The following is a 26,217-nucleotide window of genomic DNA, read 5'->3' on the forward strand; positions in this document are numbered from 1 at the left end:
AGGAGCCCCATGGACCGGACCCGTGTCCTCGTCGCCGACGACCAGGCGCTGCTGCGCGGCAGCTTCCGCGTCCTGCTGGAGACCGCGCCCGGCCTCGCCGTGGTCGGCGAGGCCGGCACCGGTGCCGAGGCCGTCGAGCTGGCCGCCCGTGAACGCCCCCACGTCGTGCTGATGGACGTCCGGATGCCCGAGATGGACGGCATCGAGGCGACCCGGCTCATCTGCGAAGACCTGCCGGACGTCCGCGTCCTGATCCTCACCACGTTCGACCTCGACACCTACGTCTACGCCGCCCTGCGCGCGGGGGCCAGCGGCTTCCTGCTCAAGGACACCCCGCCCGCGGACCTCCTGTCGGCCGTCCGGATCGTCGCCGTGGGGGAGTCGCTGCTCGCCCCCACGGTGACCCGGCGGCTGATCGCCGAGTTCGTACGGCGGCCCGGTCCCGCCCAGCGGCCGCCCGCCGGGCTCGACGGCCTCACCGGGCGCGAGCGCGAGGTCCTCACCCTCATCGCCCGCGGCCTGTCGAACGCCGAGCTGGCCGAGCACCTGCGGCTCAGCCCCGCCACGGTGAAGACCCACATCGGGCACCTGCTGGCCAAGCTGCACGCCCGCGACCGCGCCCAGCTGGTCATCACCGCGTACGAGACGGGCCTGGTCCGGCCCCGCTGACCCCACGGCAGGGCGGCCGCCCCTCGGGCGGGGCGGCCCCGACGGCGGCGAGCCGCCTACAGCAGGACGGGGGCGAGCCGCTCGAACTCCGCCGCCGACGACGCCAGGTCCGGCGTGAACGCCGTCACCACCACGTGGTCGGCCCCCGCGTCGAGGTGGGCCCGGACGCCCGCGGCGACGGCCTTCTCGTCCCCCCAGATGAAACAGGCGTCGATGACCTCGTCGGACCCGCCGCCGGCCAGCGCCGCCTCGTCGAAGCCGAGGTTCCGCAGCGACCGGACGTACGGCGACCCCGGCATCGTCAGCAGCGGAGACTGCCGGGCGATGGCCCGCGCCTTCTCCGGGTCGGGCTCGACGATCACCGCCTGCGTCACGATGAGCAGCCTGTCGGGACCGAGCGTCTCCCGGGCCCGCCGGGTGTGCTCGACGGGCATCGCCGCCGGCAGGATCCCGTCGGCGCGGTCCCGCGCCAGCTCCTGCATCTTCGGGCCCAGCGCCGCGACCACCCGCGGGAACGGCACCGCGGGCACCGGCGCCGCCTCGACCCCGGCGTCCATCCCGTCCAGGTACTCGCGCATCCGCGTCAGCGGACTCGACCACGACTGCCCGCTCCGCTCGACGAGCGCGCTCATGCTGACGCCGATCCCGAGCACGACCCGGCCCGGGTGGGCGTCGGCGAGCACGGACGCGGCGCCCTGCATCGTCGCGGGGTGCCGGGCCCACAGGTTCGCGATCCCGGAGCCGAGCACGATCCGCTCGGTGGCGCCGAGCATCACGCTCATCTGCGTGAACACCTCCCGCCCGCCGACGGCCTCGTTCACCCAGATCGACCCGTATCCCGCCCGCTCCACGCGCCGCGCCGCGTCCCGCCACTCCGCCGCGGGGGCGAGCGGGGTCGTGAGCGCCACCCCGATCCGCCCGAGCCCGCGCCGCGCCTCGTCGACCGCTTCGATCGCCATCGTTCCTCCTCCGGTACCGGGCCGATACAATCGGAATCAACAGCCCGCTTAGCGACGTTACCGGAACGATCGCCCCGGTTGTCAACCGTGGTGAGAGGAGGCCGCGCATGGACGCCGATCCCGTCGGTCCCCGGCGCGCCGACGCGCGCCGGAACCGCGCCCGCATCCTGCGGGCCGCCCTCGAGGCGTTCGCCGCCGACGGCATGCTCGTCCCCCTCGACGACATCGCCCGCCGCGCCGGTGTCGGCGCCGGGACGGTCTACCGCAACTTCTCCACGAAGGAGGCCCTGTTCAAGACCGTCGTGGCGGACCGGATCGAGCGGATCGTGGAGGAGGCGAAGGCCCTCGCCACTGCGGAGGACCCCGGCGGCGCCTTCTACGGGTTCCTGGAGTGGGTCGTCGAGCGGGCGAAGTTCAACCATGCCCTGTGCGATGCCCTGGCCCTCGAAGGGGGCATGGCCACGTTCGACTCCGAATGCGCCGAGGCGGAGTTCGCGCAGGCTCTCGCGACTCTCCTGGCCAACGCCCAGGCGGCGGGAGCCGTGCGGGCCGACGTGAACGTGGCCGACGTCCGGACCCTCATGACCGGTTGCCTGTTCATGGAGCGCAGCCACCGCGCGACGGGCCCGCCCGGCCGCATGACGGCGCTCGTCGGCGCGGCGCTCCGCCCGTCCGCCGTCACCGGACCGCTGCCCTCGCATAACGAAACTCTGCCCGTGTCACGTAACGAAACCCGGTGTGAGGACTGCGGAACCCCCTTGCGGACCCGCCGCACGGGCCGTCCCGCCCGCTTCTGCGGGCCGGCCTGCCGCCAGCGGGCCCATCGCCGCCGGACGCCGAAAACCGGTTGATCCCCGGCTCCAAGCCACGGGACCCTGCCGGGACCCCGACCCGGCGCCGGGCGACATCCCCGCGTGCCCCGACCAGGAGCCGCCCGTGCGCACCCGCGAGATCCGCGCCGCCTACGACCGCGACTCGATCACCGTGTACCAGGCGTACGCGCCGGCGATCGCCGCTCCGGCCGCCGAGCACGGCACGTTCGTCCCGCCGTTCTCCCGCGGCCGCATGACCTGGATCAAACCGTCCTACCTGTGGCTCATGGCCCGCAGCGACTGGGCGCGCAGACCGGGCCAGGAGGCGGTCCTCGCCGTCCGGATCAGCCGTACCGGGTGGGAGGACGCGCTCGCCCGCGCGGTCCCCACCGACCCCGACCGCCGCGTCTTCCGCAGCACCGACGAGTGGCGCGCGGCCTTCGCCAACGCGGTCGTCCACGTCCAGTGGGACCCCGAACGTTCGCTGCGGGGCCAGAAACGTGAGGTCCGCAGCATCCAGATCGGCCTCAGCCGCCACATCATCGACAGGTACGTCGACGACTGGATCCTGGGGATAGACGACATCACGCCCCTGACACGCCGCATCCACCGCCTGCTCCAGACAGGTCAGGCTGGCCGAGCCAAGGCGCTCTTGCCCACCGAGCGCCTCTACCCGCTACCCCCTTCACTGGCCCGCAGTCTGGGCGCCGACTGACGAGCCGGGCCAGGCCCCACGTTCTCGAGTTTCGTGACATCGCGTCACGGATCTCTGGGCCTGCCCGCGCGCGCTCTGAAGCCCGTCCCCTACACGGACGCCCGAACCCGGTACTCCTCCAGCCGTTGCGCCAGTTCTCGCGGACGGCTCAACGAGAGCAGATGGCCGCCCGGCATCTCGTCCACCTCGATGCCGAGCCGTTCCGACACGACGCGCCGCTGGAACTCCAGTGGGAAGAACCGATCGTCCCGTCCCTGGAGGAACACGGTTGGCGTGTCGGGCCACGCGGCCAGGGGCCACGGCTCCTTGAGAGGCGTGTCGGACTGACCGGGCTCCGGTTGGGAGAACGCCTCGGCGGTCAGCTCGGGCGGCACATCATGAAAGAAGAGCGCCTCCGGGTCGAACTCGGCGCCGAGCGTCCGCCCCTCCCGCGCCGCCTGCTCCGTCATCGCCCGTTTGTGGCCCGTGTTGTCCCACCACGCCTCGCCCGTCTCACCCGGCGCCGGAACCATCGCGTTCAGCATGACCAGCAGTTCCACCCGCACCCTCGCGCAGACGAGAGGAGCGGTGAACCCCCCGAGTGACTGCGCGACCAGCACCACCCCGGACCGCTCGCCGATCGCCTCCACGACCGTGTCGGCGTACTCCCGAAGTCCCGCCGTGCCGTCCTCTGCGGGCAGGTCGACGGCCACCACCTCATGCCCCAACTCCCTCAGCTCCGGCACGAGCCGATGCCAGTACCAGGCACGCCCCCCGGCACCTGGAACGAGCACGAATGCGGCCACTCTGATCACCCCTTTCGATCAAGCCTCTGGTCGATTGACGCCCAATTCCGTACGACTACCTTTCCCCTCCGACAAAACGCACCAGCCAAGGCCCCCGTCCGGTCCCCACACTCGGCAACACCTCCCCGGCCCTCCGCAGGGCGTTCCCCTGCAACAGATATCGCCCCCGACCAGGGCATAAGCCTTGCTGTACCCACCCACCAGGCCCAGCGCGATCACCAAGGCGTCGCCCCCAGGCAGCGCCCCGAACCCCGCGACCTGCCCGCCCTCGGCCTCGAAACCTGCCCTCTGCCCCTGCCTCGCCCCAAACGCGGCCACCACCGAGTGGGCCACATACCCGAGACACCTCGACGCTAGCCGTGCGTCCCCTCTGAGGACTGCACGGCCCCGGCACGAGCAAGAACATGTTGACCCCAACGCAGGTCGGCAGAGGTCTTAAGGGATCATCGCCAGGCGCCAAGCCGGCCGTCCCAGATCCGCGTGTTCCGCTGTACTCGAACGTGTGTTCGGTCTAGGGTGTGTTTTCGTGCTGATCGATGAACCGGTCTCGGCCCAGACCACGCCAACTGGCCGCCCGTCCGAGCTTTCCGGGCCTCGGGGCCGCTACCAGGTCCGGCGCGTCCTGGAAGAATGGCAGGCGCCCGGTCAGGCGAGGTTCTACCGCCTCCAGATCTCGACTCCCGACGGACCCGCCGTCGCCGAAGTCATGGCCCCGCCCGCGCATTCCGCCGCTCCGTGGACGCTCCACAAGGTCTGGTCCTGACAACCCGTCCCTGACTGAGGAACACCGCCATTCACGATGATCTCGTGACCGGTGGTGCACGAAGCGTCATCGGAGGCGAGCAAGGCGACGACACCGGCCATTTCCCCGGACCTGCGCAGCCCCTTGAGAGGAGCCGCGTCCGCTATTCGGCGCAGACGCCCCGACATTTGAGCGTCCGGCAGATAAGCGGGCCGAGGCCCTCCGGCTCGATCGCCTCGGACAGACCATGTTCATCCGGATGCGCCGACGCCGGGTTCGATCGCGCTGGAACCAGCGAAGCCTCACAACGCGCCTTTGGACACCGCGTGTCCCAGGGGCATGCAGCACCCCCTTGGACGCGCAGTAAACGCGTGCTCCGGCTAGCCGCCAATCGGGCTAGACGGGCGCCGGCCGCCAAGAACGACCGGCCCATCACACAAGTGGCGGACGACGGCCCAAAGGGTGAAGCGGCAGGCGGTCTATGGGCTGTTTCGCCGCTGGCAGCGCAACGGCGCCTGGGCGAGGATCCTGGCCGCCCTGCAGACCCGGGCGGATGCGACCGGGCTGATCGCCTGGGACGTGAACGTCCATTCCACGATCATGCGGGCCCATCAGCACGCCGCTGGGGCCCGGCGGCACGGTGACCTGCAGCGTGAGCCGCCCGGCGGGACGGTCGCCGAGCCGGCCGATCATGCGCTGGGTCGCTCACGCGGGGTTTGTCGACCAAGGTGCATCTGGCCTGTGAGCAGGGGCAGATGCCGTTGTCGCTGGTGGTGCCGGCTGGGCGGCGCGGGGACGCCCCGCAGTTCACAGCCGTGATGGCGGGCATCGGCGTCGCCCGACCCGGGCGGGGCGTCCCCGGACCCGGCCGGGTCGGGTGCGGGCCGACAAGGCGTACTCGTCCCGGGCGATCCGGGCGCATCCGCGGCACCGCGGTATCGCCAGCACGATCCCGGTGCCGGGCGACCAGGCCCGGCACCGGTTGCGGCGGGGTGGCCGCGGCGGTCGTCCACCCGCCTTCGACCCGGTCGACTACCGCGGCCGCCATGCCGTGGAGTGCGGCATCAACCGCCTCAAGCGCCACCGGGCCGTGGCCACCAGATACGACAAGCTCTCCGTCCGCTACCAGGCCATCCTTGAGATCACCGCCATCAACGAATGGCTCCACCTACTTCGAAACACGGTGTCGGGCTCGCCGCTGGGTTGCACGCATCGGAAGCGTCCGCCCCTGTGCCTGCTCGATGGCACGTCGCGGGGTCCATTCCGGAGGGGCCGATGGGTGTGCAGGGAGTGGGGGGCGGAGTTTGGGATGGGTGATCATTCCGGTAGGCGCAGGACCAGCCGGGCAGTGAACCCTCCGTGCAGGGCCGCCTTCGCGGAACGCTGCTGTTCGAGTTCACCGAGGGTGATGCCGTGGAGCGAGGCCAGAGCGTGGACGACCTCCAGCAGGTCGGCGAGTTCGGCCGGGTCTCCGGTCGCGACGTACTCGCCGGCCTCTTCGTAGAGCTTGGCCCGAAGCAGGGCCGGGTACTCGTCGGCGTCGGCGGTGCGGAAGTCCGCAGCGCGACCGGTCTCCTGGATGATCTCGGGGATGCGGTCCCGGACGAGTTTCTCGCTCCGGCCGCCCCCTTCCCTGACAGAGTGCCGTGTGATGCCGTGTCGGCGATCGAGGGACTGGACCCATTTCACGGCGACCGCCGCCGTCTGGACCAGCTCGGTGCGCAGCTTCTCCGGTTCGGACTCGGCCAGCGCCTCGAAGAACTCTTCGGTGAGAATGTGCCGCCAGGTCAGCCGACCTCGCGACCACGCCGCGCCGCATTCCTCCTTGGCGGATTCCGCGTGTTCTGTGAACTCTGGTCCGCTGCCGTCGGGAAACTCCTGGACACCCCACATTTGGTCTTGTGCGGCGCGTTCGTCGGCGATATCGGCCAGCACCCGCGTCAGGGACCCTGGTTCTTGATCTTTCTGCATATCAATCGACGTTAGCCGCCTCCTCCGCATGGCGACGGCTTCCGGCCGAGGCCACGCCCTGGCGCCGCCTTGCCGGTCAGCCTGGGGTAGGGGAGCCGTCGGGTTCGCAGATGAGCAGGTCGTGCAGGATGGGCGGCAGTTCGTCCCAGAGCCATTCGTTCAGTGTGCCGGGGAAATCGTCCGGTGCTCTGATGCTGAGGCGGCGGGGCGACTCCTCGATCAGGCGCACGGGGACCGGGCCGTCGTCCCACATGGGGTCGCGGGCTCCCCAGAACGCTGCGAAGTCCTCACCGGTCAGCGGGATCTCTGAGGGGAGGACATGGTCTCCCGGGTGCCTGCCGAGAGGGAGCAGACGCTGCGCGGTCGTCCGCAGGATGTTGAGGGCCGCCACGTCGTGGGGGCAGGCCACGTCGGTGATCTCCAGTTCGGGCAGCCCGAACCGGTGGAGGCCCCGCGTCGTGAGGTCGACGCAGGTACATCCGTCGATGTCGTCATCGTCGGCCGGGCAGTGGCCGGCGTTGCGGTAGGGAGGCAGGGACGCGCCGAGCCAGCCGTCGGCGAGCCTGAACTCGTCGAGGGCGCTGACGGGGTCGGCCGGGAGAACCTGGCCCGAGTCCAGATCGATGGGGACGCCGCAGAGCGTTTCGGCGATGGCCTTGGCGGTGGCGCGCGCGAGGTGGAGGCCGAGAGGCAGGTCGCCCGCCGGCAGTTCCGAGGCGATGCCGATATGCCAGTCGGCGCGGAGGATCTTCGCGCGGTCGTCCTCGTCGGCGGCCGCGGCGCGGCTGAGATCCCACGCGGAGTCCGCGGCCCGGCTCGGGGTGATCTTCAGAGACGGTGTGCCGAGGCGCTCGGTCGCCGCGGTGGTGAACGGGGCCGGAAGCGCCCGGCGGAGAAGCGCGGGAAGGTCGGTGGGCAGGCGGTCGGCGGCGACGGCGAAACCACTGATGATCATCGCGGGCACCATGATGGTGACGGGCATGACAGCCTCCTCGGGACGGACCGATGCGTGTGTCCAGCTTCGAGGAGTTGGCGAGGCACGGGAAGTGGAATGGAATTCTGTGGAAAACCGCGGGGGTGATGTCCCGGATGTCGTTTATCTTGTTAATATTCGCGCTTTGGGGGCCTTGCTAGAAGGCGCACGGAAGGGTTTTGATTCCGTTGATGAAGCTGGCTCGCTGCCGGACCGGCGGTGCCGTGGAGTGGAGACCGGGAAGCCGTGTGTACAGTTCACGCAGCAGCACGGTGATCTCGCGACGCGCCAGATGAGCGCCAAGGCAGAAATGGGGGCCGGGGGCTCCGAACCCGAGGTGCGGGTTGGGAGAACGGGTGATGTCGAAGGAGTGCGGATCCTTGAACACGCTCTCGTCGCGGTTGGCCGAGTTGTAGTAGAGCACCACCCGTTCACCCGATCGATAGGTCTGCCCCAGCAACTCGTAGTCGCGGGTGAGGGTGCGGCGCATCCACGTTACCGGTGTCGAGTAGCGGACGACCTCGTCGACCGCGCCGGGCAGATGCCCCTCCAGATCGGCGAGGAGGATCTCCCGCTGGGCCGGATGGGTCGTGAGCAGGGCGAGAGCGTGCGAGAGCGCGTTGCGGGTCGTCTCGTTGCCGGCCACCACCAGAAGCGAGAAGAAGCGCGCCAGTTCGAGTTCGGTCAGCGCTTCCCCATCGACGTTGGCATGCGTCAGAGCGGTGACGAGATCGTCGGCGGGGTTCTCGCGGCGATGACGACTTAGATCCTCCATGAGTCCGTGGAAGTAGGAGAGCTTCTCCTTCAGCGTCGCCGAGCGGTCCTTCCCGTCAGGGCCCACATAGTCCGGGTCCCCGATCGCGAGGATCGCGTTGGTGGCATCGATGACGCCCCCGTAGGCCGAGTCGGGGATGCCCATCATGGAGCAGATGATCCGCAAGGGCATGGGCACGGCCACATGTTCGACGAAGTCGCACGCGCCGCGTTCGGTCAGGTCGTCGACGATGCCGCGCGCCAGAACGGTCACATCACCCGCGACGCGCTGGACCATGCGCGGGGTGAAGGCGCGGGAGACGATCCTGCGGAGCCTGGCGTGCCGGGGGTCGTCCAGGCTGATCATCGATCCGGCGAACTCGGCGATCTGTGGCGGCGGGTCGATGAGGCTGACGGCGCTCGGCTGGGAGCTGAACGCCTCGGGGTTCCTGCTCGCCTCGCTGACCTGCTCGTACCGAGTGAGCGCGTAGAAACCGGGCTGGTCGGAGATCGGGCAGAACACCCGCCCGCCGGCCGCGCGCAGAGCACTGAAATGCTCATCACGCTCGGGCAGCGGCCTGGCCCAGAAGCCAAGATCGGGTAACTGCGTCTCGACGAGGGAGGGCATCGGGGGGAGCCGCCTTCCGCTGGGGGAGTCGCCGTCCACAGGCTAACGCGGCCACCCTCAGAATGCGATCACTCACGCCGGCGGTGCGGTCGTGCCGGCTCCGCGGGTACCGATGAGGGCGCGCGCGGGCGGGGTCCACGCCCGCCCGCCGCGCACCGAAACCGTGGGCCGGACGGAGCGCTCGCCACGCGGCTCGCAATGGAAGCGAAGCGCAGGCGGCGCGACCCGCCGGACCTGATCGCCGTCAGCGAGCGGAGATGTCCGCGTAGTGACGCTCGTTCGGACCCACGTACACCTGGCGCGGACGCCCGATCTTGGTGGTGTTGTCGTTCATCATCTCCCGCCACTGGGCGATCCAGCCGGGGAGCCTGCCGAGGGCGAAGAGGACGGTGAACGCGTTGGTGGGGAAGCCCATCGCCTTGTAGATGACGCCCGTGTAGAAGTCGACGTTCGGGTAGAGCTTGCGCTCGACGAAGTAGTCGTCGCTGAGGGCGACCTCCTCCAAGCGCATGGCGAGGTCCAGGAGCGGGTCCGACTTGCCGAGCGCCTCCAGCACCTTGCCGGTCGCCTGCTTCACGACCGCGGCGCGCGGATCGTAGTTGCGGTAGACGCGGTGGCCGAAGCCCATCAGCTTGACGCCGGGCTCCTTGTCCTTGACGCGCCGCACGAACGAGTCGACGTTGTCGCCGTTCTCGTGAATGCGCTCCAGCATCTCCAGGACGGCCTGGTTAGCGCCACCGTGCAGGGGACCGAAGAGGGCGTCGACGCCCGCCGAGACAGAGGAGAACAGGTTCGCCTGGCTGGACCCGACCAGCCGTACCGTCGAGGTGGAACAGTTCTGCTCGTGGTCGGCGTGCAGGACGAACAGCATGTCGAGCACCCGGACGATCTCTGGGTCGACCTCGTACGGCTGCGTGGGCAGCCCGAACGTCATCCGGAGGAAGTTCTCCACGTATCCGAGGGAGTTGTCCGGGTAGAGCAGCGGCTGACCGATGGAGGTCTTGTACGCGTACGCGGCGATGGTGGGCAGCTTCGCGATGAGCCGGATGCTGGATCGATCCACCTGGTCCGGATCGAACGGGTCGAGGCTGTCCTGGTAGAAGGTCGACAGGGCGCTGACGGCGGACGACAGGACCGCCATCGGGTGCGCGCGACGCGGGAAGGCCGAGAAGAACGCACGGAACTTCTCGTCCAGCAGCGTGTGCTTGCGGACGCTGTCGGTGAACTCCGACAGCTGGTCGGTCGTCGGCAGCTCGCCGTAGATGAGCAGGTAGGCGACTTCGAGGAAGGACGATTTCTCCGCCAGCTCCTCGATCGGGTAGCCCCGGTAGCGCAGGATCCCCGCCTCACCGTCGATGTAGGTGATCGCCGACGTGGTGGACGCGGTGTTGGTGAAACCGGGATCGAGGGTGACGTAGCCGGTCTCCTTCAGAAGGTTGCCGACCACCAGCCCCGAAGGTCCCTCCGTCGCCTCCGTCGCCTCCAGGGGCACCCGGCCGCCCGCGTGGTTGAGTTCGAAATCCGACATGCTCGCTCGCTCCCAACTCCGTCCACACCTGCGTAGACGTTCCGACTTTCATCGTATCCACGTGATCACATGGGCCTTCCCGGGCCCGTATCGTTGACGGAGGGCCCGGAGAGGTGCTCCGGTAGGGGCATGACCGACGACAACGCCGCCGAACTCCTCGCGCGTGCCCGCCGCGAGGTCTCGGCCGCCGGCACGGGCAACCGCTTCCTCGATCTTCTTGAAGCGGGGCGGTTGCCCCGAGAACGCCTGGTCTGGCTGGCTGGAGAGGAGTATCGGATCGTCCGTAGTGATCGGCGCAGTTTCGCCCTGTTGGCCGCCCGCTTTCCGGATTCGCCCGCCGGCGACCTGTTCCTCGCTCTCGCCCAAGGGGAGGGGGAAGCGCTCCGGCTGCTCGGCCGCTTCGCCGAAGCGCTCGGTGAAAGTGAGAAGAATCTCAGCGTCTACGAACCGCGTCCGTTCGCGCAGGCGTACCCCGCCTATCTGGCACAGAGGGCCGCCTTCGGGACGGCGGCCGAGGTCGCCTTGGCCATGCTCGCCAACCTGGAGGAGTGGGGAGGGTTCTGTGGGCGGGCCGCCGCGGCGTTGCGCGCCCACTATGGGTTCGATGAGGAGTCCGTGGGCTTCTTCAGCTTCTTCGCCGAGTCACCGCCCGGGTTCGAGGAGCAGGCGCTCGCCGTCGTCGCCGCCGGGCTCGCGGCGGGAGAGGACCCTCGGGAGATCGCCCGCGCGGCACGTCTGCTCCATGCGTACGAGACCGCCTTCTGGGACGCGCTCGCGGAAGACCTGACCTGAGGGCCCGGCGCAGGGAGGCGCCGACATCCCCGGGTTCGTTGGCGGCCGGGACGGCGGAGGTTCAACGAGCGGGAGGAACCACTCCGTCGTACTCGACCTCGACGTGGCGAGGGCCGCGCAGAGTGGAGCTTGGGCGATACTCGGGCGGGTCCTTGACGAGGCGCGGATTGACCAGGCGGTGGGCGAGCTCACTGAGCGCGATCTGTGCCTCCAGGCGGGCTAGCGGCGCCCCAAAGCAGTGATGGACGCCGCCACCGAAGCCCAGGTGCTGGTTGTAGGCACGGTCGGGGTCGAAACGGTCAGGATCCTTCGTATGGGCTGGATCACGGCTTCCCGAAGCGAGCGCCAGGACGATGGAGGAGCCCCGCGGGATGGTGACGCCCGCGATGGTGATGTCGTCGAGCGCGACGCGGTTCGGCAGGAACTGGATCGGCGGCTCGTAACGCAACAGCTCTTCGACGAAATGGGGCACGAGGTCGGCCTCGTTGCGGAGCCGCTCGAGCAGGACCGGGTCGCGCAGCATGGTGAGCGTTCCATTGGCGATGAGGTTGACCGTGGTCTCGTGCCCGGCGACGAGGAGCAGGGCCGAGGTCGTGATCACCTCGATGTCCGACATGGGCCCGTCGGGTCCCTTGTAGGTGACCAGCCCGGACAGGATGTCGTCCCCCGGCCTGTCCCGATGCGCGTTGGCGAGTTCGGCCAGATACTTCCCCAGCGCGAGGATCGCGGCCTGGCGTCGCCCGGCCCGCTCCTCCTGGTCGCCTTCCCCGGGGCCGAGGGTCTCGACGATCTCCTCGGCCCACTGATGGAAGCGCGGCTCGTCCTCGCGGGGCACCCCGAGCAGATGACAGATCACCGTGACCGGGAACGGATAGGCGATGTCGTCGACGACGTCGGCGCGCCCGCGGTCCGCGATGCCGTCGATCAGCCCCGTGATGATCTCGCGGAGCTCGCCCTCCATGCCGGCGACCTTGCCCGGAGTGTCCGGCGGTCCGAAGTGCCGCATCGTCAGCCGGCGGAGCCGGTCGTGCTCGGGCGGATCGAGGCCGATGAAGGCGGGCGGCAGCCCGTCCTGCTGCGGCGAGGGCGGGCTCGCCAGGTTGCGCCTATCGGAGCTGACCCGGGGATCGTGCAGCAGAGCGATGATCTCCTCGTAGGTGCTCACGACGTACGAGCCGTCCTCCTGCAGTGACACCGGGGTACGGCGAAGCTCGGTGTACAGCGGATACGGGTCCGCTCTGCTGGAGAGCTTCTGGATCCGCTCATAGACACTCGTGGGCTTCATGCCCGTCCCTTCCCTTCCTTGCTCAGTGCCGTGCCTCGTCCTGGATGTTGGCGAGCGCGACCCGGCGTTCGCCCGGGTCGTGGCCCGTCACCATGACGGTCGCCCCCTGAGCGGGCACGACCCGCTGTGAGACCTCCGCGGGAACAGGGCGTGCCCCGTCCTGGCGGTCGACCACCCGGAAATCGGGAGGGAACGGCGCGGCCTGCTCGATCAGGCGCCGGTAGAAGTCGAGCCAGAAGGCCTGATCGAAGGTGACGGCGGCGGTGATTCGCCCTTGATAGCCGTAGACGGCGACGAACCGGCGTTCCTCCACCGAGCCGTGGGCGATCACGACCTCGTCGGCGAAGGTCGGTACGCCCACGGACTTGATGTTGACGCCGAACTGGAGCGACCAGAAGACCGGCAGGGACAGGTGCGGCCACCGATGGGCCTGGTCGCTGAGCATGTTGTGGGCGGCGATCTCGGCCTGCGCGATGGCGTTGCCCCAGTGCTCCAGCGACATGAACTGGTAGTGGTACACGGGGTGCGGGAACCGTGCCACGTCACCGGCGACGAACACGTCGTCGGTGACCAGGCCGTTGACGTCGACGGCGCGGCACCCCGCGTCCGTCGCGACGCCCCAGGGCCCGGCCGCCAGCCCCGAGTTCCGCAACCACTCGACGTTGCGGACCGCGCCGAGCGCGATCACCGCGACGTCGGCCTCCACCATGCTGCCGTCCGAGAGCCGTGCCCCGGTCAGCCGGCCCTGGTCGTCTCCCTCCAGAGACGTGACCTTGACCTCGCAGCGCAGGTCGACGCCGTTCTCGCGTTGCAGATCCGCCGCGACCGCGCCGACCACCCCGCCCAGGGCCCCCACGAGCGGCGCCGCACCGGACTCGACGACGGTGACCGGCAGGTCGAGGCCACGGCACACCGAGGCCACCTCGGCCCCGGTGAAGCCGGCTCCGACGACCAGGACCCGCTTCACCCCGGCATCGAGCCGCTCCCGCAGCAACTCGGCCTCCTCCAGCGTGCGCAGGACGTGCACCCCGTCGAGTCCGGCCTCCGTCTCGTTGGGCCATCGCCTTGCCCGTGCGCCGGTGGCGATCAGCACCTTGTCGAAACCGATCCTCCGCCCGTCGGCCAGCCCCACCTGCTTGGCAGCGAGGTCGAGTCCGGTGGCCGGCGTCCCCGCGAGCCATTCGACCTCGATCTCACGGAGATGGGGCAGGGTGGTTCCTTCGGCGGAGACCCTTCCGGTCAGTACCTGTTTGGAGAGCGGTGGACGGTCGTAAGGCTGATGGTCCTCGTCTCCGATCAGAGTGAGCGAGCCCGTGAACCCGTCCCTGCGAAGCACTCCCGCCGCTCTGCCGCCGGCAAGGGAGGCACCGACGATGACGATCCTGCCGTTGCGTTTGAAGTCGTCGTCGCCCCCCGTCGGTGACGGAGGCAACTCCGGCCGGACCGTTCGATGCTGGGTGGTCATCCGGTCGACGTGCAGCGCTTGGACAGGGCACGCCGCCGCCGCGCGGAGCACCTGCTCGCGCTGATCGTCAGCGGGGTCGGGGTCGTACATGAGCGCTTCCCGGCCGCGCATCGTGAACACGTCCGGTGCCAGGAAGGCGCACTGTCCGTAGCCCTGACAGCGCGTGAGATCAACGACTACTCTCACGACGTTTCCCCCGTTGAACGCTGTGGTCGCACGCACACCAGGCAGATCAGTTCGGCTCTACCCGCCCCGTTCTTGTTGAAGTGGAGCGGAGGGTAATGAGATGGCATCCTCGTGACAGGAGGGATCAGCCATTCTCCGCAGGCTCATGCCGTATGTGGGCGACGGTCAGATAGCCCCCGAGCACGAGGACCCACACGGGGAACACCATCTCCGCCCAGACGACACTGCTCACGAGCGTGAGCAGCACCAGCCCGGCGACGTAACCGAGCCAGGACAGCCAGCGGGGGAGAATCCCGAGACGGGTTCCGATGGTCGTGGTCGTCAGTGCGAACACACAGGCCATTCGCGGCGCGTACTCACGCAGCAGGCTCGACGTGAGGTGCCGTCCATAGTGGAAGAACTCGATCTTCTGGGACGTGTGCTCCACATCGTCGATCGTGGCCAGGAACGCGGTCGCCGTCGCACCGAAGACGAAGATCATCGCCACGTACAGGTAGCCCGCGCCCAGGAAGCCGGTCATGAAGAACCGGTCCTCCCGTCCCCCGACGAAGTCCCGCATGGCCCCCATGAACCACAGGAAGAAGATCCCCCCGAAGGGCAGCAGGACCAGGGCCGCCCGCAGCGCCCGGCGGTCCTCCGTGTTCGCGAGCCAGGTGGCCGCGTCGACCGGATGATCTGGAACCGCCCTGTGCACCAGGGCCATGGCGCCTCCGAGCGTGATGGCGGAGATGATGCCCGCGATGCCCGCGGCGCGGGGCGTCCGCAACGCCTTCGCCGGTGCTTCGGTACTACTCCGCATCCGCCTCACCCCAGGAGGCTCTGACAACCCCGTTCACCTGTACGTATCCGACCGTTGCGCAGGGTAATCATCCCGGGGGCGGATCAAGCGGTTCCGCCTCGGAACGGCAGACGAGGGTCAGCGAGGGTCTTCCTGGACGGTGGGCAGCTCCGCCGGGATCTCGACGAGCGTCCGCTCCCGTGTGCCGATCAGGTCTTCGACATCAGTGGGCAGCCACTCTTCCCCATAGTGGGCGTCCAGAAGCGTGGAGAGGGCGGTGAGCGCCTGCTCCGGTGATGGCCGTTCTCCCGGCTCTTTGACCAGGCACCGCGTCACCAGTCCCCGCATCGGGTCGGGCAACCGGCTCAGGTCGGGTCTGCTGTAAACGATCCGCCCCCGGACCTTGTGATCGGAGCCGAACGGCGCCGCGCCCGTCGCGGCGAACACCAGGGTCACCCCCAGGGAGAACACGTCGCTCAGGGGTGTCACAAGCTCCCCGAGGGCCTGTTCCGGCGACATGTACGCGGGAGTCCCCAAAACCTCCGCGCGGGCGAGCGGCAACGCGTCCAGCGGGCGCGCGAAACCGAAATCGATGACGCGCGGACCGTCCGAGGCCAGCAGGACGTTCGACGGCTTGAGGTCCCGGTGGACGATCCCCGCCTGATGGATCGCGATCAGAGCCTCGGCAAGCCCGGCGCCCAGCTTGCACGCCGCCTGCTCCGGGAGCGGCCCCTTCTCGTGAACCGCCGCGGCCAGGCTCACCCCCCGGATGTACTGCGTCGCCAGCCACGGTTGCTCAGCCTCTGGATCGGCGTCGATCACCGGCGCGGTGTAGAAGCCGCTGACCGACCGTGCCGAAGACACCTCCCGGCGGAATCGCGCCCTCCACCGCGGGTCGTCCAGCAGTTCCGGCCTCATGACCTTCACGGCGACGAGCCGCCTGCTCGGTGACGTCGCGAGGAACACCTCGCCCATCCCACCCGCGCCGAGCCGCGCGATCACGCGGTAGGGGCCGATCGACCGCGGGAGGTCAGACTGCATGCGCACGAAATCCGATCATGATGGGCGTGCTTCATCGTGCCACGAAACGTCCCATCGCTCCGCACGGCCGATGCTCATGTCCAGGGCAGCGCGCCCCTTTCGGCCCAGTAGCGCTCCGATGCCACCTTCACCCCCGCGAGGAGCGTCAGATCCTCATCATCGAGCGACACCTCTGTCGCCTTGAGGTTCGCCTCCAATTGCGAGGGACTGACCGCACCGATGAGCACGGTGTCCGCCCAGGGGCGGCTCAAGGCCGCTGCCAAAGCCAAGGCATCCGGCTTCACGTGATTGCGGAAGGCGACCCGCCGTACGTCCATGGGCGGGCGGAGAGCCAGTTTCCCGTTCGCGAGGACCTCCTTCAAGATGACATGGAGACCCGCATCATGAGCTTCTCGGAGGGCTGGCTCGGCCGAGGTTTCCAGGACGTTCCACGTTGACTGGACGGTGCTGAAGAGTCGTTGACCCGATACTTTCAACGCCATGGCCCGGCGAATCGTTTCGGCCTGACGGGGGCCCGAAGTAGAGAACCCCACGCGCACCCCCTCCGAAGAGATCTGCGCCAAGGCCGCCTGCAGTGGGACGTCCTGGAAGAAGGGGCTTTCCTCAGTGAGCGAATGCACTTGATAAACAGATAGGTGCTCGCCTAGCACTGTCCTCGTCTCGCCGTACTGAGCCTGGAAACGGTCGAGGCTGTGCTCCTTGACCTCGTGCACGTCGGCGTCCATCTTCCAATCGCCCACGTACGTGTAACCCCACTTGCTTGACACCGTCACCTGTACGGGCGCGCGTGCGATGAGCCATCCGCCGAGGAAGTCCTCCGCCCTGCCGTACGACCGTGCCGTGTCCACCCATCGGACGCCTCGCGCGTAGGCCGCGTCCAGGACGCTCCACGTCGCGTCCCGCAACTCTCTGACGGTCCGGCTCAGCGGGAGCTCCTCCGCCCGTCCGATATTGATGTACGCCGGCCGTCCCAGTGCGGCCAGCCCGATCCCCAGGCGTCGCATCGCATCCATCCCCTCACCCTGGCACGCATCACGCCGAGTCCGGGCGGTCGGCACTGGGATATCCAAATTGTCCGATGAATCCATTATTGGCGAGCGCTGCCCCTGTCAACAAGTTATCCACAGAATCGCATTCCAGTGTTGCCTCGCCGGAATGTGGGCGAGGCTGGTGTGCGTCATCGGTTCCACCACGACAGGGAGCAGCGATGCCCGCGCAGATCATTCACGGCGACTTCGGTGTCCAGCAGTTCGCGGCCCGCCTGGGGCTTTCCAGGTGGCAGCTTCGCGTCGGCCGGGAGCACGGGATGCTCCCGGGTCCCGATCTCGACGGGGAACGCTGGTCCGCCCGGCTCGTACGCGAGGCCGACGGAAATGGCGCCAAGGTCATCGCCATGTTCGGGGCGGAGCCGCCGATCGGGTCGGTCCGGGCGGCGGCGAGGCTGGCGAGCAGGGTCGGGCTGGACGTGGAGCGCAGGGACGTAGAGGTACTGGTCGCCAGAGGCGATCTCAACGTCATCAGCAGCTTTCGCGGCCATCCCGTGTACCTCATCCGCGACCTCGACGGCCTCGACCCGGACGCCGTGCGCGAGGTGGTCTCGGCGAGGAAGGGGCCGCTGCTCGACAGCGTCGACGGCAACGGCGCCGCCGTGATCCTCGACTGGCCCCGCAAGGCGTTCGACCGGATCGCGAGCGAGCAGGACCTCGCGACGGACCGGCTGGGGCGCTACTCGCTCTCCGACGTCCGGCGTCTCGCCTCGGACGAGGTCCTGATGCGCGCGGTCTCCGAAGAGAAGCGACGCCTGGCCCTGGCCAAGACGCGGCGAACGGAGACCAGGATCGAGGACGTGGTGCGCAGTTGGCTCGTTCAATGCACGGCGTACATCGACCGGGTCGCCGATCAGCCGCCGGACACCACGTCCATCGGCCGGACCTTGCGCGCCCTTGTCACGGCAAGGGCGGAGAGTATGAAGCAGGAGCACGAGGTGCCCTAGACGCTGCGTCGACCCGCAGACGCGCTCATCGGCCCGGCGGAGACCATCGTGGGGCTCGTAGCCCGCGAGCCCGGGTGTCGGAGCGCCCCGGTACAGCCGCCTGCCGCAACGCGCTTGGTCCGCGAGGTCGCTCTCGTGGCTCAAGTCTCGACTCCACCTGAGCTCAAAGGGAGCGTGGTCGGGAGGCATCACCCTGGCACTGATGCCGAGGCGAGCCTCCGCCCCGGAGAGAACAGTTCGGCACCCGGGCCCGCCGCCTCCCGCTCGAGGGCGGGCGACGGGGGAGGAGGCGCGACCAGCAATGGCGGTGCCTCGGCGGCGAACGGGGCGACCGGACCCGGCGGCAGTTCCCGGACCTCGAACGCCCGCCCTACTAGGTCATCGAGCCGGTCCGTTTCTGCTCCGATACGGCGATTCTCCCCGCCGCTTGGCTATGACGTTCACGCTTGGCCCCGGGGTGACGTCCTCGGGTGGCTCCACCTCGGCGGATGGCGGACGTCCCGAAATGGCCCCACGTCGTCACTGCGGATCGGTGTCCGCCCAGCTCGGAGGCGGGGCCGTTTCTGGCCGTCATCGACGGTGTCTGTTTCGCGGTGGGGCCACCGGAAGACGTCCTGGTGGAGCGGTTCGCAACGTCGTAGCCACGCCGCTGGGGCGGTGCGACTCCGAGTGCTTCTCCGGTGGGCTCGCACATCGCCTTCAGAGGACCCGAGTCGGCCACGCGGGGGACTTTGGAAGCGTGAGCCCGGCTCGGACCACCGCACACGAGGGCCTCGCATGAGAACGACGCAGGAGGAAGATGTGGATCCGCCGGTTTCGCCATCACCACTGCTCAAGCCGAGAACCTCATCGCCCCCAGGCTGTTCGAAGCCCTGGGCGGCCTGCCTCGGCTGGAGAAACCGCTGAAAGTGCCCGTGTGCGCGCGGAGCACACGGGCGAGGGGATTCAGAATCGTCTCGTACCGGTACGCCGTCCCGAAGGGCGCTTCCGTTCGGGTTCGTGGAGTTGGATCGCCGCGTAAAGGCGATCTCGAGCCTCCGTCCGGGACAGGGCGGGAAGGCGGTTGGGCAGGTGCGCGGACAGCGCCGGCGGCGCGTCGACGAGCCCGTCGTCGTCGATGGACGCCCGATCACCCGTCCAGGGGCCGAGGAGGACCGTGGACACCCCACCCGGGTGCCGTGCGAGCAGTTTCGAGATCCGGCCGACCTCGTCATCGCAGTCGGCCACGAGGAGCAGCCGCCGCGCCTGCGTTGCGCCGGTGTTCTCGCGGATGATCAGCTCGGTCTCCAGGTAGGCGACCGCGGCGTCGAGGTTGCCCGGTATGAACAGCCCGGCCGTGGTCTCGTCGAGCAGCTCGTCTTCGGCCAGGCCGAACAGCAGTGTCGCGTCGGGCCGCGGGATCACCACGAGAGACGTGTCGCCGTGATCGCTGAGAGCGGCAAGCGCGAAGATGCGCGCGGTGCTCACCGCCGCGGGGCCCGCGAGCCCCATGGCCGGTGTGGCGAACGGGTCCAGAGCGGGCCGGTAGGTGAGCGGGGTGCTTCGCACCGCTGGAACACCGCCGTCGGCCGGTGGTGCGAACTGGCCTGCGGCCGCGTAGAGCCGGTGGCGGAAGGGGTAGTAGATCGCGGCCGCCGCCGGGAGGAGGAGGCCCAGGAGGAGAAGCGGCTGAAACGAGCGTGATCGGGGCGCTTCTCCCTCGGCCTGCCGATCGATGCGGGCAGGTTCGGACGCCGTGGTCCCATGGTGCGGGGGCGTAGGTGATGGGGTCGGTTCCTTGGAACGGATCGGCGGTACCGGCCGAGGGGCCGGCTTGGCCCGCCTCTTGATGGGCGGAGGGCGATGCTCAGTCTTGGGCGTCCGCTCCAGGCGCACGCCCCATCGGCCGGAACGAGGACCGTGCCGATGGGCCCTCTTCCGAGATTTCCCGTACATGGCCAGCCATGCCTCCTTGCACATCCGCGCGGTATACCAGTCCGTCATGCTCACGGGGTGACGGCAGATGGCGGGGACCGGTCTGCGTGATTCAGGCTCGGCCGCCGTGGCCGCGCCGGCCGCCGTGGCGGCACCGAGGGAGATGGCTCCGGCCACCGCAGTGCATCCCAGCACTCCTCCAGTGCAGCGGAGGAAGTCGCCGATCATGTCGGCGCGTCTGGGATCTGCCAGGAAACGGCTCATCTTCGCCCCGGGGATCGCGTTGGTCACCGTCAGAACGCCGATCGTAGTCAATTCGGCTACGCAGCGTTGAGCATTGGTGACAGTTGTTCTGTGTGATCATTCACGTTCGCCCACCAAGCTGGGCGATATGTCCCCCCTCGCCCTGAGGTGACTCCCGCCGCACCCACAGCCACCCCCTTCGGCCCACGGCAGCGTCCCCGACCGTCGCCCTGACTCTCGCCCCCCGGGCCCCTCGCCCCCCGTATCCCCTCGCCGCCAGGATCCTCGAACCCGGGCCCCTCGGCCCTCGGTCGTCCGCCCTCGGACCAACGGAACCTCGAATCTCAACTCCCGGTCTTCGGCCCCCCGACCCCTCGGCCTCCGGCCCACCGGCCTCCGGCCCACCGGCCTCCGGCCCCTCGGCCTCCGGCCCCTCGGCCTCCGGCCCCTCGGCCTCCGGCCCCTCGGCCTCCGGCCCACCGGCCTCCGGCCCCCCGGCCCCCTGGCCCCGGGCCCCGCCCGAGACCGGGCCGGGGAGGCTTCAGAACTCCTGGGAGGGCCCCGCACCCATGGGCTGCTCACCTCGGCGTCGTCGTCGGCGCCACGCGGGGAGGACGAGGGCGGAATGCTGGCCCCGGCCCTGGCCCTGGCCCCGGCTTCCCGGCCTCCCGGCTCCCCGGCCTCCGGCTTCCCGGTCTCCCGGCCTCCGGCTTCCCGGCTCCCCGGCTCCCCGGCTCCCCGGCCTCCGGCTTCCCGGCCCTGGCCCCTCACCCCTCGGCTTCGGCGGGCTCGTATGGGGTCATCTCATCCTCTCGACGTGATCGGGAACGTTCCGGGGCGGTGATCCGCTCAGGAGCGGCGGGGCTCTCGGAGGTGCTTGGTCGGGCGTCGTGCTCCACCTCGGTCGGGCATGACCACGCCGGCCGGCCCAGCGGTCAGGCCGCTTCCGGGAGAGGCGGGGCGGCGGGGGAGGAGACCAGGTCGTACATGCCCAGGGGAAGCGTGTCGCCCCAAAGCCAGTCGTTGATCGTGCCTTCGAAGTCGTCGGGTGGGCCGACCGACAGCAGGCGCGGGGTCATCGTGGTGAGGCGGACGTCGAGGGGGCCGGACGTGTGGCGTCCGCGGGGCGTGGAGCCCCAGAAGTCGTCGAAGTCCTTCTCGTCCAGTTGGAGCGCGGCGTTGATCACGCGGCCCTGGGCGGCCGGGCCGGTGGAGAGCCAGGACCAGTGGGCCGTCAGCAGGTGACGGGCAGTGGTGCGAAGGACGTTGAGGGCGGCCAGGTCGTGGGGGCATGCGACGTTGGCGATCTGCAGTTCCGGGAGGCCGAAGCGGCGCAGGCCGCGGGTGCGGAGGCGGACGCAGCTACAGCCGTTCACCCCGTCTGGGTCGCGCTCGGGGTCGGGGGCGGTGCAGCGGCCGTTGGCCCTGAAGGGAGGAAGGACATCGCCCAGCCATTGGTCCGCCAGGACGAAGGCCGCGCGTTCGGACGTGGGCGGCGTGAGTATGTGGCCGGTGGTCAGGTCGGCGGAGACTCCTCCCGTGGCGCCGGCGAGGGCGTGGGCAGCGGCGCGAGCCACCTGGGCGCCTCTGGGCTGGTCGGTGACGGGCGCGGAGGAGGTGATGACGGCGAACTGCTCGGCTTGCTGGAAGCCTCGCTCGAGGCGACGCTGGTCGGCGTGGACGGCCTTGATCTGGGTGGGGTCCCAGCGCAGGGAGGCGAGGTCTTCCCGGGTGAGTTCCAGTTGGGGTGATCCGAGGCGTCCGATCATGTGGGCCTCGAAGACGCCGCAGGGGCTCCGAAGAAGAAGCCCCTTGAGATCGTGCGGGATGTGGTCGGCGGCCACGGCGAAGCGAGAGGTCGTGGTGGCGGGAACGGGGAAGGCGACCGTGGGCATCGAGGTGCTCCTTTCACGACGAGTCGTTGCCAGGATCCGCTGGCGGCCCTTCCCAGAGAAGTAGAACGCCGTTCTGTGGATAATCCTCGGGTCGTGGGTTGGGTGATCCCGGAGCCCGCCACCCGGTTTTTGCGGTGGTGGTCCCGTTCGAGATCAAGGTAGGACTGAGCGCATGGAGATCAAAGGGGAGCGGATCGTCCTGCGTGATGTCACGGCGGCCGATGCCGAGATTCTCTACGCGATCGTCAGGGAGCCGGAGGTGGCCGCGTGGTGGGCGCCGCCGGACGGCTTCGAGGGGATGCTGGCGGTCGTGCTGGACGACGGTCAGGTCGTCGGCGCCATCTCGTACGACGAGGAACTCGACGAGGACTACCGGCGCGCGAGCATCGATCTCTTCCTCAGTGCTCGCCACCATGGGCGTGGGCTGGGGGCGGACGCGGTGCGCGCGCTCGCACGATGGCTCTTCGCTGACCGTGGGCACCACAGGATCACCATCGATCCGGCGGCCGCCAACGCGGCGGCGATCCGCTGCTACGGCAAGGTGGGCTTCAGGCCCGTGGGGACGATGCGCGAGTACGAGCGCGATCCGCTGACGGGCGAGTGGCGAGACGGGCTGCTGATGGACCTCCTCGAGCGCGAACTGACCGGTTGAGCGGCGAGGTTCGGCGTACAGGTGGTGGCGACTTTGGGTAAAGTCGTCATCACTCGCAGTTAATTTCGTGCGATGCCGGTCGAAGCCGGCTGCGCTCGTGGTGCGGTCGCACGCGTATGACCGCGTCCCAGCCATCAACGCCGACGCCCTGCTCCTCCCGCCCTTCCGGGTCGAGACACGGGACCAGGAACGACTGAGAGGTGACGGCATGTGCCGGCTGTTCGGGATGAGCACGGGAGGGCCCCGGGTCAGAGCGGCCCACTGGTTGCTGGACGCGCCGCGCAGTCTGCGCGTCCAGAGCCACCGGATGCAGCACGGAGCCGGGTTGGGCTGGTTCTCCCTCGGAGGGGAGCCGGTCCGCGACAGGGCGCCCGTGGCCGCCTTCGAGAACACGGACTTCGCGCTGCACGCCCGGAACGTCCTGTCGCACACGTTCGTGTCCCATGTCCGTGACGCGTCCGTCGGGGACCTGACGGTCCACAACTGCCATCCGTTCGTGATGAACGACCGGCTGTTCGCCCACAACGGCGTGGTGAAGGGGCACGACACGTTGCGGACGTGGCTGAGCGAGGTGGAGTACGCCCACGTCGCCGGAGAGACCGATTCCGAGCTGTTCTTCGCCTATGTGACGGCCGAGATCCGCCGCCAGGCCGACACCGCGGCCGGCATCACGCGGGCGGTCCGGCGCATCGGAGCGGAACTGCCCGTGTACTCGCTCAACTTCGTCTTGGCCGAGGCGGGGCGCATGTGGGCCCTGCGCTATCCCGAGAGCAACGAGCTGTGGGTCCTTTCGCCCGCTGAGGGCGGCAGGAGCGGGCCCGAGAGCGAGGCGGGGCCGCCCGCCTCCGTGCCCGCGGTGATCATCGCCAGCGAGCCGATGGACGACCACCCGCGTTGGCGGCCCCTCGAACCCGGAGAGCTGCTCGCCGTCGACGGCCTGGCCGAGACTTCGTGCTTTCCCTTCGAGCCGCCGCGCCATCCGCTGCGCCGCTCGGACCTGTCCGCCAGGGAGGCCGCATCGCAGGAGGTCGTCCCGGTGGAGCCCGCCGTTCCCGCCGGGCCGGGCGCCGCCGGGGGCGGGCCCGACGGCTCCGAGCCCCGGACGGCCGTGGCGGCGCAGAACGCGTCCCTCCAGCGGTCCGTGCCGGCGCCGCGGCCAGAGTCGTCCCAGGTGTCCGCGGGCTCTTAGGGGCCGGCTGGGGCGGGTGTTCGGGCCGAAGGTCTCGGTCGTCGTTCGAGGGGGCCGCGGCGTGGGGTGATGAGGTTTCCGCCGGTGCCGGTGCCGCTGGGGTGACCATGGGTCTCCGCTCCGGCCTCGGCGGCGAGGGAGACGGATGCTCCTTGTGGGGGACGAGGCGACGCGGTGAAGGCCGTGCCGCCGGAGGTCCCCACGAGCGTCGGTAAACCGGACCGGTCCAGGCCCTTCCGGTGCCCTCGCAAGTGCCCAGGTCGCAGGTGACGGGGGCATAGGGACCGTCTGTCCAGCTCCGACACGCCGTTGACCATGGAAAAGTCCAGCTTCGGCCGATATCGCATCCTTTCGCGCGGCATCACGGGGTTAATTGGGGGGAATGTGTACGTTGGGTAGATCAACACAGCTGTGAGCTGCGGGGACCGTCCCGCGGCCCAGCTTCGGAACAGGAGGTTTCCGTGACCCGCACGCTGTCGAGGGGCACCCGCGTCACCGGTGCCGAACGCACGCGGCTCGCCGCGGAACTCGCCCCGCGTTACGCCGCCGGCGAGAGCATCCGTGATCTGGCCGCCGAGACCGGCCGCTCGTACGGATTCATCTACAACGTCCTGAAGGAGGCGGGCGTCCCGCTACGCGGCCGAGGCGGGAACACCCGGCGCAAGAAGGACTGAACCGCTCCCCAGGAAGAACACAGGCAAGTGACCATGGCCGGACGTCCCCCTCGCCCCCCGGGGGGACACCGAGCACTAGGAACGAGGGAAGGCTCCGGTGACCTCGGAGCGCCCGTTCAGGCTGGCGAGGTCGGCGGCCGCCCGTCCCGCCACCCAGCCCTCGTAGTTGGACACCGAACCCGCACGGCCCTTGGCCAGGTTCGGGAACATCGTGTCGACGGCCTCCTCGACCGCCCGGTCCCGCGCGGCCAGCACGGGAAGAAGATCCTTCCCACCCTCGCCCGCGGCCGCCCGGCTCGTCGCCTCTCCGGCCGCCTCCCGGAGCCGCTCCCCGATGCGCGCGGCGTAGGCGTTCAGGAACGCGTGACGGAACGACCGCGTCCGTGAGCGGCCCCGCGCGTCCCGCCTGGGGCCCGCGTGCACCATGGCGGTCGTCGCCTGCACAAGCAGCGAGGTGAACAGCATCTCCACCGCAGCCAGATCGGCCGGGAATCCCAGCACCGTCGAGAAGCCGAGCTCGCGATGCCAGACGGCACGGCAGCGGTTGGCGTCGGCGACCACCGTCAGCAGGACGGCCTTGGGGGCGTCGTAGGGGTTGTCCACCGCGACGCGCCTGCCGGACGGTCCGCGGGTGTCGCCGCTCTCGGCCGCGAGCAGGGCGTGATCGATGCTGTGGCGGGCGATGAGCTCCTGAGCGCGCGCGCTGAGCGCCTCGGCCTCTTCGGGGAACTCCGTGGACTCCGCCTTGGCCAGCAGAGCCCGCACCTTGCCGAGCATCCGCTGGTCGACGTCCCGGACCTGATCTCGGGTCGAGGCCGGCGCCTCTCGCCGGGGGGTGCCTGGCCGCGGGCCGATGCTCGCGAGCCGGGGCAGGCCCGCCAGCAAGTGGACGAGTTCCACCGCGCAGGCGACCATCTCCGCCCGGTCCACTTCTTCCCCCTCGGACCAGGCGGCCAGATGCTCGTCGTCGTGCTCCCACCACACCTCGGCGCCCAGGACGGCGAGTTGCTCTCGCCACTGGTCGTCCACGGTGGCGGCGGAGTAGGCGCGCATCTCGGCGGCGATCGCGTCCAGCGCGAGCCGGACGTGCCGGGCGGTTCGGCGGCGGCCGACGAACCGGATCACGTCGGCCGGCTGCCAGCCCCTCTCCCAGGCCGTGCTCACGCCGTCCTGTAGCGCGGCGGCGAGGCGGCGGTCGACGGCGTGCGCCCACTCCGCGACATCGGGTTCCCCGGCCAGTTCGGCGACATGCCGGCGGAAGCCGCCGTCGTCGCCGTGCGAGAGCGCCCGCAGCGCCTCGGCCGTCAGTTCCGCGGCCAGCTCCGCAGAGGTGGGCGCGGCGGCCGAGGGCCGAGCCGCCGCCTCTCCGGACCGTGGTCGCCACCACGCCTTCCGCACCGGCACTCCCGTCGTCCTGAGGCACTCTCACCAGGGCACGACGATCCTGCCACGCGGGGACCGGTCCCTGCGCGGAGACTCCCTAGGGACCCCGGAGTTTCGCTCACCGTTCGCCTGGAGGGCCGTCACCTATGGGAGTTATCCCCAGAATCGGATTCTGGTCACGGACGGTGCTCG

General features: G+C 69.8%; 24 protein-coding genes. 9 read left to right on the forward strand and 15 right to left on the reverse strand.

The features are described 5' to 3' along the window. Positions 1-9 precede the first annotated feature (9 nt). Complete coding sequence (locus E1291_RS10070; protein WP_131737481.1) at positions 10-669, forward strand: response regulator; 660 nt, start codon at positions 10-12, stop codon at positions 667-669. A 56-nt stretch (positions 670-725) separates the two neighbouring features. On the opposite strand, the gene E1291_RS10075 is transcribed toward E1291_RS10070, so the two are convergent. Beyond that, the gene (locus E1291_RS10075; RefSeq protein ID WP_131737482.1) at positions 726-1,628 is read right to left on the reverse strand and encodes a TIGR03620 family F420-dependent LLM class oxidoreductase; all 903 of its coding nucleotides are present in this window, start codon (positions 1,626-1,628) and stop codon (positions 726-728) included. A 107-nt stretch (positions 1,629-1,735) separates the two neighbouring features. Here E1291_RS10075 and E1291_RS10080 point away from each other — a divergent pair, with 107 nt between their 5' ends. Together E1291_RS10080 and E1291_RS10085 are read left to right on the forward strand one after the other, a co-directional pair. Then, positions 1,736-2,479, forward strand: a complete 744-nt coding sequence (locus E1291_RS10080; protein WP_131737483.1) for a TetR/AcrR family transcriptional regulator — start codon at positions 1,736-1,738, stop codon at positions 2,477-2,479. Positions 2,480-2,564: 85 nt separating this feature from the next. Continuing rightward, positions 2,565-3,155, forward strand: coding sequence for a DUF4291 domain-containing protein (locus E1291_RS10085; RefSeq protein WP_131737484.1), 591 nt, complete (start codon positions 2,565-2,567; stop codon positions 3,153-3,155). An 89-nt stretch (positions 3,156-3,244) separates the two neighbouring features. Here the strand turns inward: E1291_RS10085 and E1291_RS10090 are convergent, their stop codons facing one another. After that, the gene (locus E1291_RS10090; RefSeq protein WP_306434455.1) at positions 3,245-3,949 is read right to left on the reverse strand and encodes an alpha/beta fold hydrolase; all 705 of its coding nucleotides are present in this window, start codon (positions 3,947-3,949) and stop codon (positions 3,245-3,247) included. Between the two features lie 517 nt (positions 3,950-4,466). Here E1291_RS10090 and E1291_RS41900 point away from each other — a divergent pair. Next, complete coding sequence (locus tag E1291_RS41900) at positions 4,467-4,703, forward strand: hypothetical protein (RefSeq protein WP_165495049.1); 237 nt, start codon at positions 4,467-4,469, stop codon at positions 4,701-4,703. Here E1291_RS41900 and E1291_RS45065 read toward each other — a convergent pair. The 5 genes from E1291_RS45065 to E1291_RS10125 all read right to left on the reverse strand — a co-directional run bounded on the left by E1291_RS45065 (position 4,598) and on the right by E1291_RS10125 (position 10,535). Then, the gene (locus E1291_RS45065; protein WP_131737486.1) at positions 4,598-4,870 is read right to left on the reverse strand and encodes an SDR family oxidoreductase; all 273 of its coding nucleotides are present in this window, start codon (positions 4,868-4,870) and stop codon (positions 4,598-4,600) included. The two genes, E1291_RS41900 and E1291_RS45065, sit on opposite strands and share 106 nt — an antisense overlap. A 1,129-nt stretch (positions 4,871-5,999) precedes the next feature. Then, positions 6,000-6,653 carry a nucleoside triphosphate pyrophosphohydrolase gene (locus tag E1291_RS43850; RefSeq protein WP_242614059.1) on the reverse strand — a complete coding sequence of 218 codons (654 nt, stop codon included), beginning with the start codon at positions 6,651-6,653 and terminating at the stop codon, positions 6,000-6,002. Between the two features lie 76 nt (positions 6,654-6,729). Further along, entirely contained in the window at positions 6,730-7,635 is a 906-nt protein-coding gene (locus tag E1291_RS10115; protein ID WP_131737487.1) for a hypothetical protein, read from the reverse strand. 148 nt (positions 7,636-7,783) lie between these two features. After that, positions 7,784-9,007: a cytochrome P450 gene (locus tag E1291_RS10120; RefSeq protein WP_131737488.1), complete on the reverse strand. Its 1,224-nt coding sequence runs from the start codon at positions 9,005-9,007 to the stop codon at positions 7,784-7,786. 244 nt (positions 9,008-9,251) lie between these two features. Then, a complete protein-coding gene (locus E1291_RS10125; RefSeq protein WP_131737489.1) occupies positions 9,252-10,535 on the reverse strand; it encodes a citrate synthase in 1,284 nt (427 codons plus the stop codon). Positions 10,536-10,664: 129 nt separating this feature from the next. Here E1291_RS10125 and E1291_RS10130 point away from each other — a divergent pair, with 129 nt between their 5' ends. After that, positions 10,665-11,327, forward strand: a complete 663-nt coding sequence (locus E1291_RS10130; protein ID WP_165495050.1) for a thiaminase II/PqqC family protein — start codon at positions 10,665-10,667, stop codon at positions 11,325-11,327. A gap of 61 nt (positions 11,328-11,388) precedes the next feature. Here the strand turns inward: E1291_RS10130 and E1291_RS10135 are convergent, their stop codons facing one another. The 5 genes from E1291_RS10135 to E1291_RS10155 form a co-directional block, all read right to left on the reverse strand. After that, positions 11,389-12,612 (reverse strand): cytochrome P450, encoded by a 1,224-nt coding sequence (locus E1291_RS10135; RefSeq protein WP_131737491.1) that lies wholly within the window; start codon positions 12,610-12,612, stop codon positions 11,389-11,391. A gap of 22 nt (positions 12,613-12,634) precedes the next feature. Continuing rightward, a complete protein-coding gene (locus tag E1291_RS10140; protein ID WP_131737492.1) occupies positions 12,635-14,263 on the reverse strand; it encodes an FAD-dependent oxidoreductase in 1,629 nt (542 codons plus the stop codon). Positions 14,264-14,387: 124 nt separating this feature from the next. Beyond that, positions 14,388-15,062 (reverse strand): hypothetical protein, encoded by a 675-nt coding sequence (locus E1291_RS10145; RefSeq protein ID WP_131737493.1) that lies wholly within the window; start codon positions 15,060-15,062, stop codon positions 14,388-14,390. A 117-nt stretch (positions 15,063-15,179) separates the two neighbouring features. After that, positions 15,180-16,043: a serine/threonine-protein kinase gene (locus E1291_RS10150; RefSeq protein ID WP_165495051.1), complete on the reverse strand. Its 864-nt coding sequence runs from the start codon at positions 16,041-16,043 to the stop codon at positions 15,180-15,182. Between the two features lie 113 nt (positions 16,044-16,156). After that, a complete protein-coding gene (locus E1291_RS10155; protein WP_131737495.1) occupies positions 16,157-17,095 on the reverse strand; it encodes an aldo/keto reductase in 939 nt (312 codons plus the stop codon). Positions 17,096-17,289: 194 nt separating this feature from the next. Here E1291_RS10155 and E1291_RS10160 point away from each other — a divergent pair, with 194 nt between their 5' ends. Continuing rightward, complete coding sequence (locus E1291_RS10160) at positions 17,290-18,075, forward strand: hypothetical protein (protein ID WP_131737496.1); 786 nt, start codon at positions 17,290-17,292, stop codon at positions 18,073-18,075. A 945-nt stretch (positions 18,076-19,020) separates the two neighbouring features. Here E1291_RS10160 and E1291_RS10165 read toward each other — a convergent pair. Together E1291_RS10165 and E1291_RS10175 are read right to left on the reverse strand one after the other, a co-directional pair. Beyond that, positions 19,021-19,623: a hypothetical protein gene (locus tag E1291_RS10165; RefSeq protein WP_131737497.1), complete on the reverse strand. Its 603-nt coding sequence runs from the start codon at positions 19,621-19,623 to the stop codon at positions 19,021-19,023. Positions 19,624-21,167: 1,544 nt separating this feature from the next. Then, a complete protein-coding gene (locus E1291_RS10175) occupies positions 21,168-22,127 on the reverse strand; it encodes a hypothetical protein (protein ID WP_131737498.1) in 960 nt (319 codons plus the stop codon). Positions 22,128-22,299: 172 nt separating this feature from the next. Here E1291_RS10175 and aac(6') point away from each other — a divergent pair, with 172 nt between their 5' ends. The 3 genes from aac(6') (at position 22,300) to E1291_RS10190 (ending at position 24,642) form a co-directional block, all read left to right on the forward strand. Further along, a complete protein-coding gene (gene aac(6'), locus E1291_RS10180) occupies positions 22,300-22,779 on the forward strand; it encodes an aminoglycoside 6'-N-acetyltransferase (RefSeq protein ID WP_131737499.1) in 480 nt (159 codons plus the stop codon). Positions 22,780-22,987: 208 nt separating this feature from the next. Next, positions 22,988-23,968, forward strand: a complete 981-nt coding sequence (locus tag E1291_RS10185) for a class II glutamine amidotransferase (protein ID WP_131737500.1) — start codon at positions 22,988-22,990, stop codon at positions 23,966-23,968. A 461-nt stretch (positions 23,969-24,429) separates the two neighbouring features. Further along, positions 24,430-24,642 (forward strand): helix-turn-helix domain-containing protein, encoded by a 213-nt coding sequence (locus E1291_RS10190; RefSeq protein WP_067469735.1) that lies wholly within the window; start codon positions 24,430-24,432, stop codon positions 24,640-24,642. A gap of 75 nt (positions 24,643-24,717) precedes the next feature. On the opposite strand, the gene E1291_RS10195 is transcribed toward E1291_RS10190, so the two are convergent. Further along, entirely contained in the window at positions 24,718-26,040 is a 1,323-nt protein-coding gene (locus E1291_RS10195; RefSeq protein WP_131737501.1) for a DUF2786 domain-containing protein, read from the reverse strand. Between the last annotated feature and the right edge of the window lie 177 nt (positions 26,041-26,217).

The organism is Actinomadura roseirufa, from assembly GCF_900659635.1.
GTDB classification, from domain to species: Bacteria; Actinomycetota; Actinomycetes; order Streptosporangiales; family Streptosporangiaceae; genus Spirillospora; species Spirillospora roseirufa.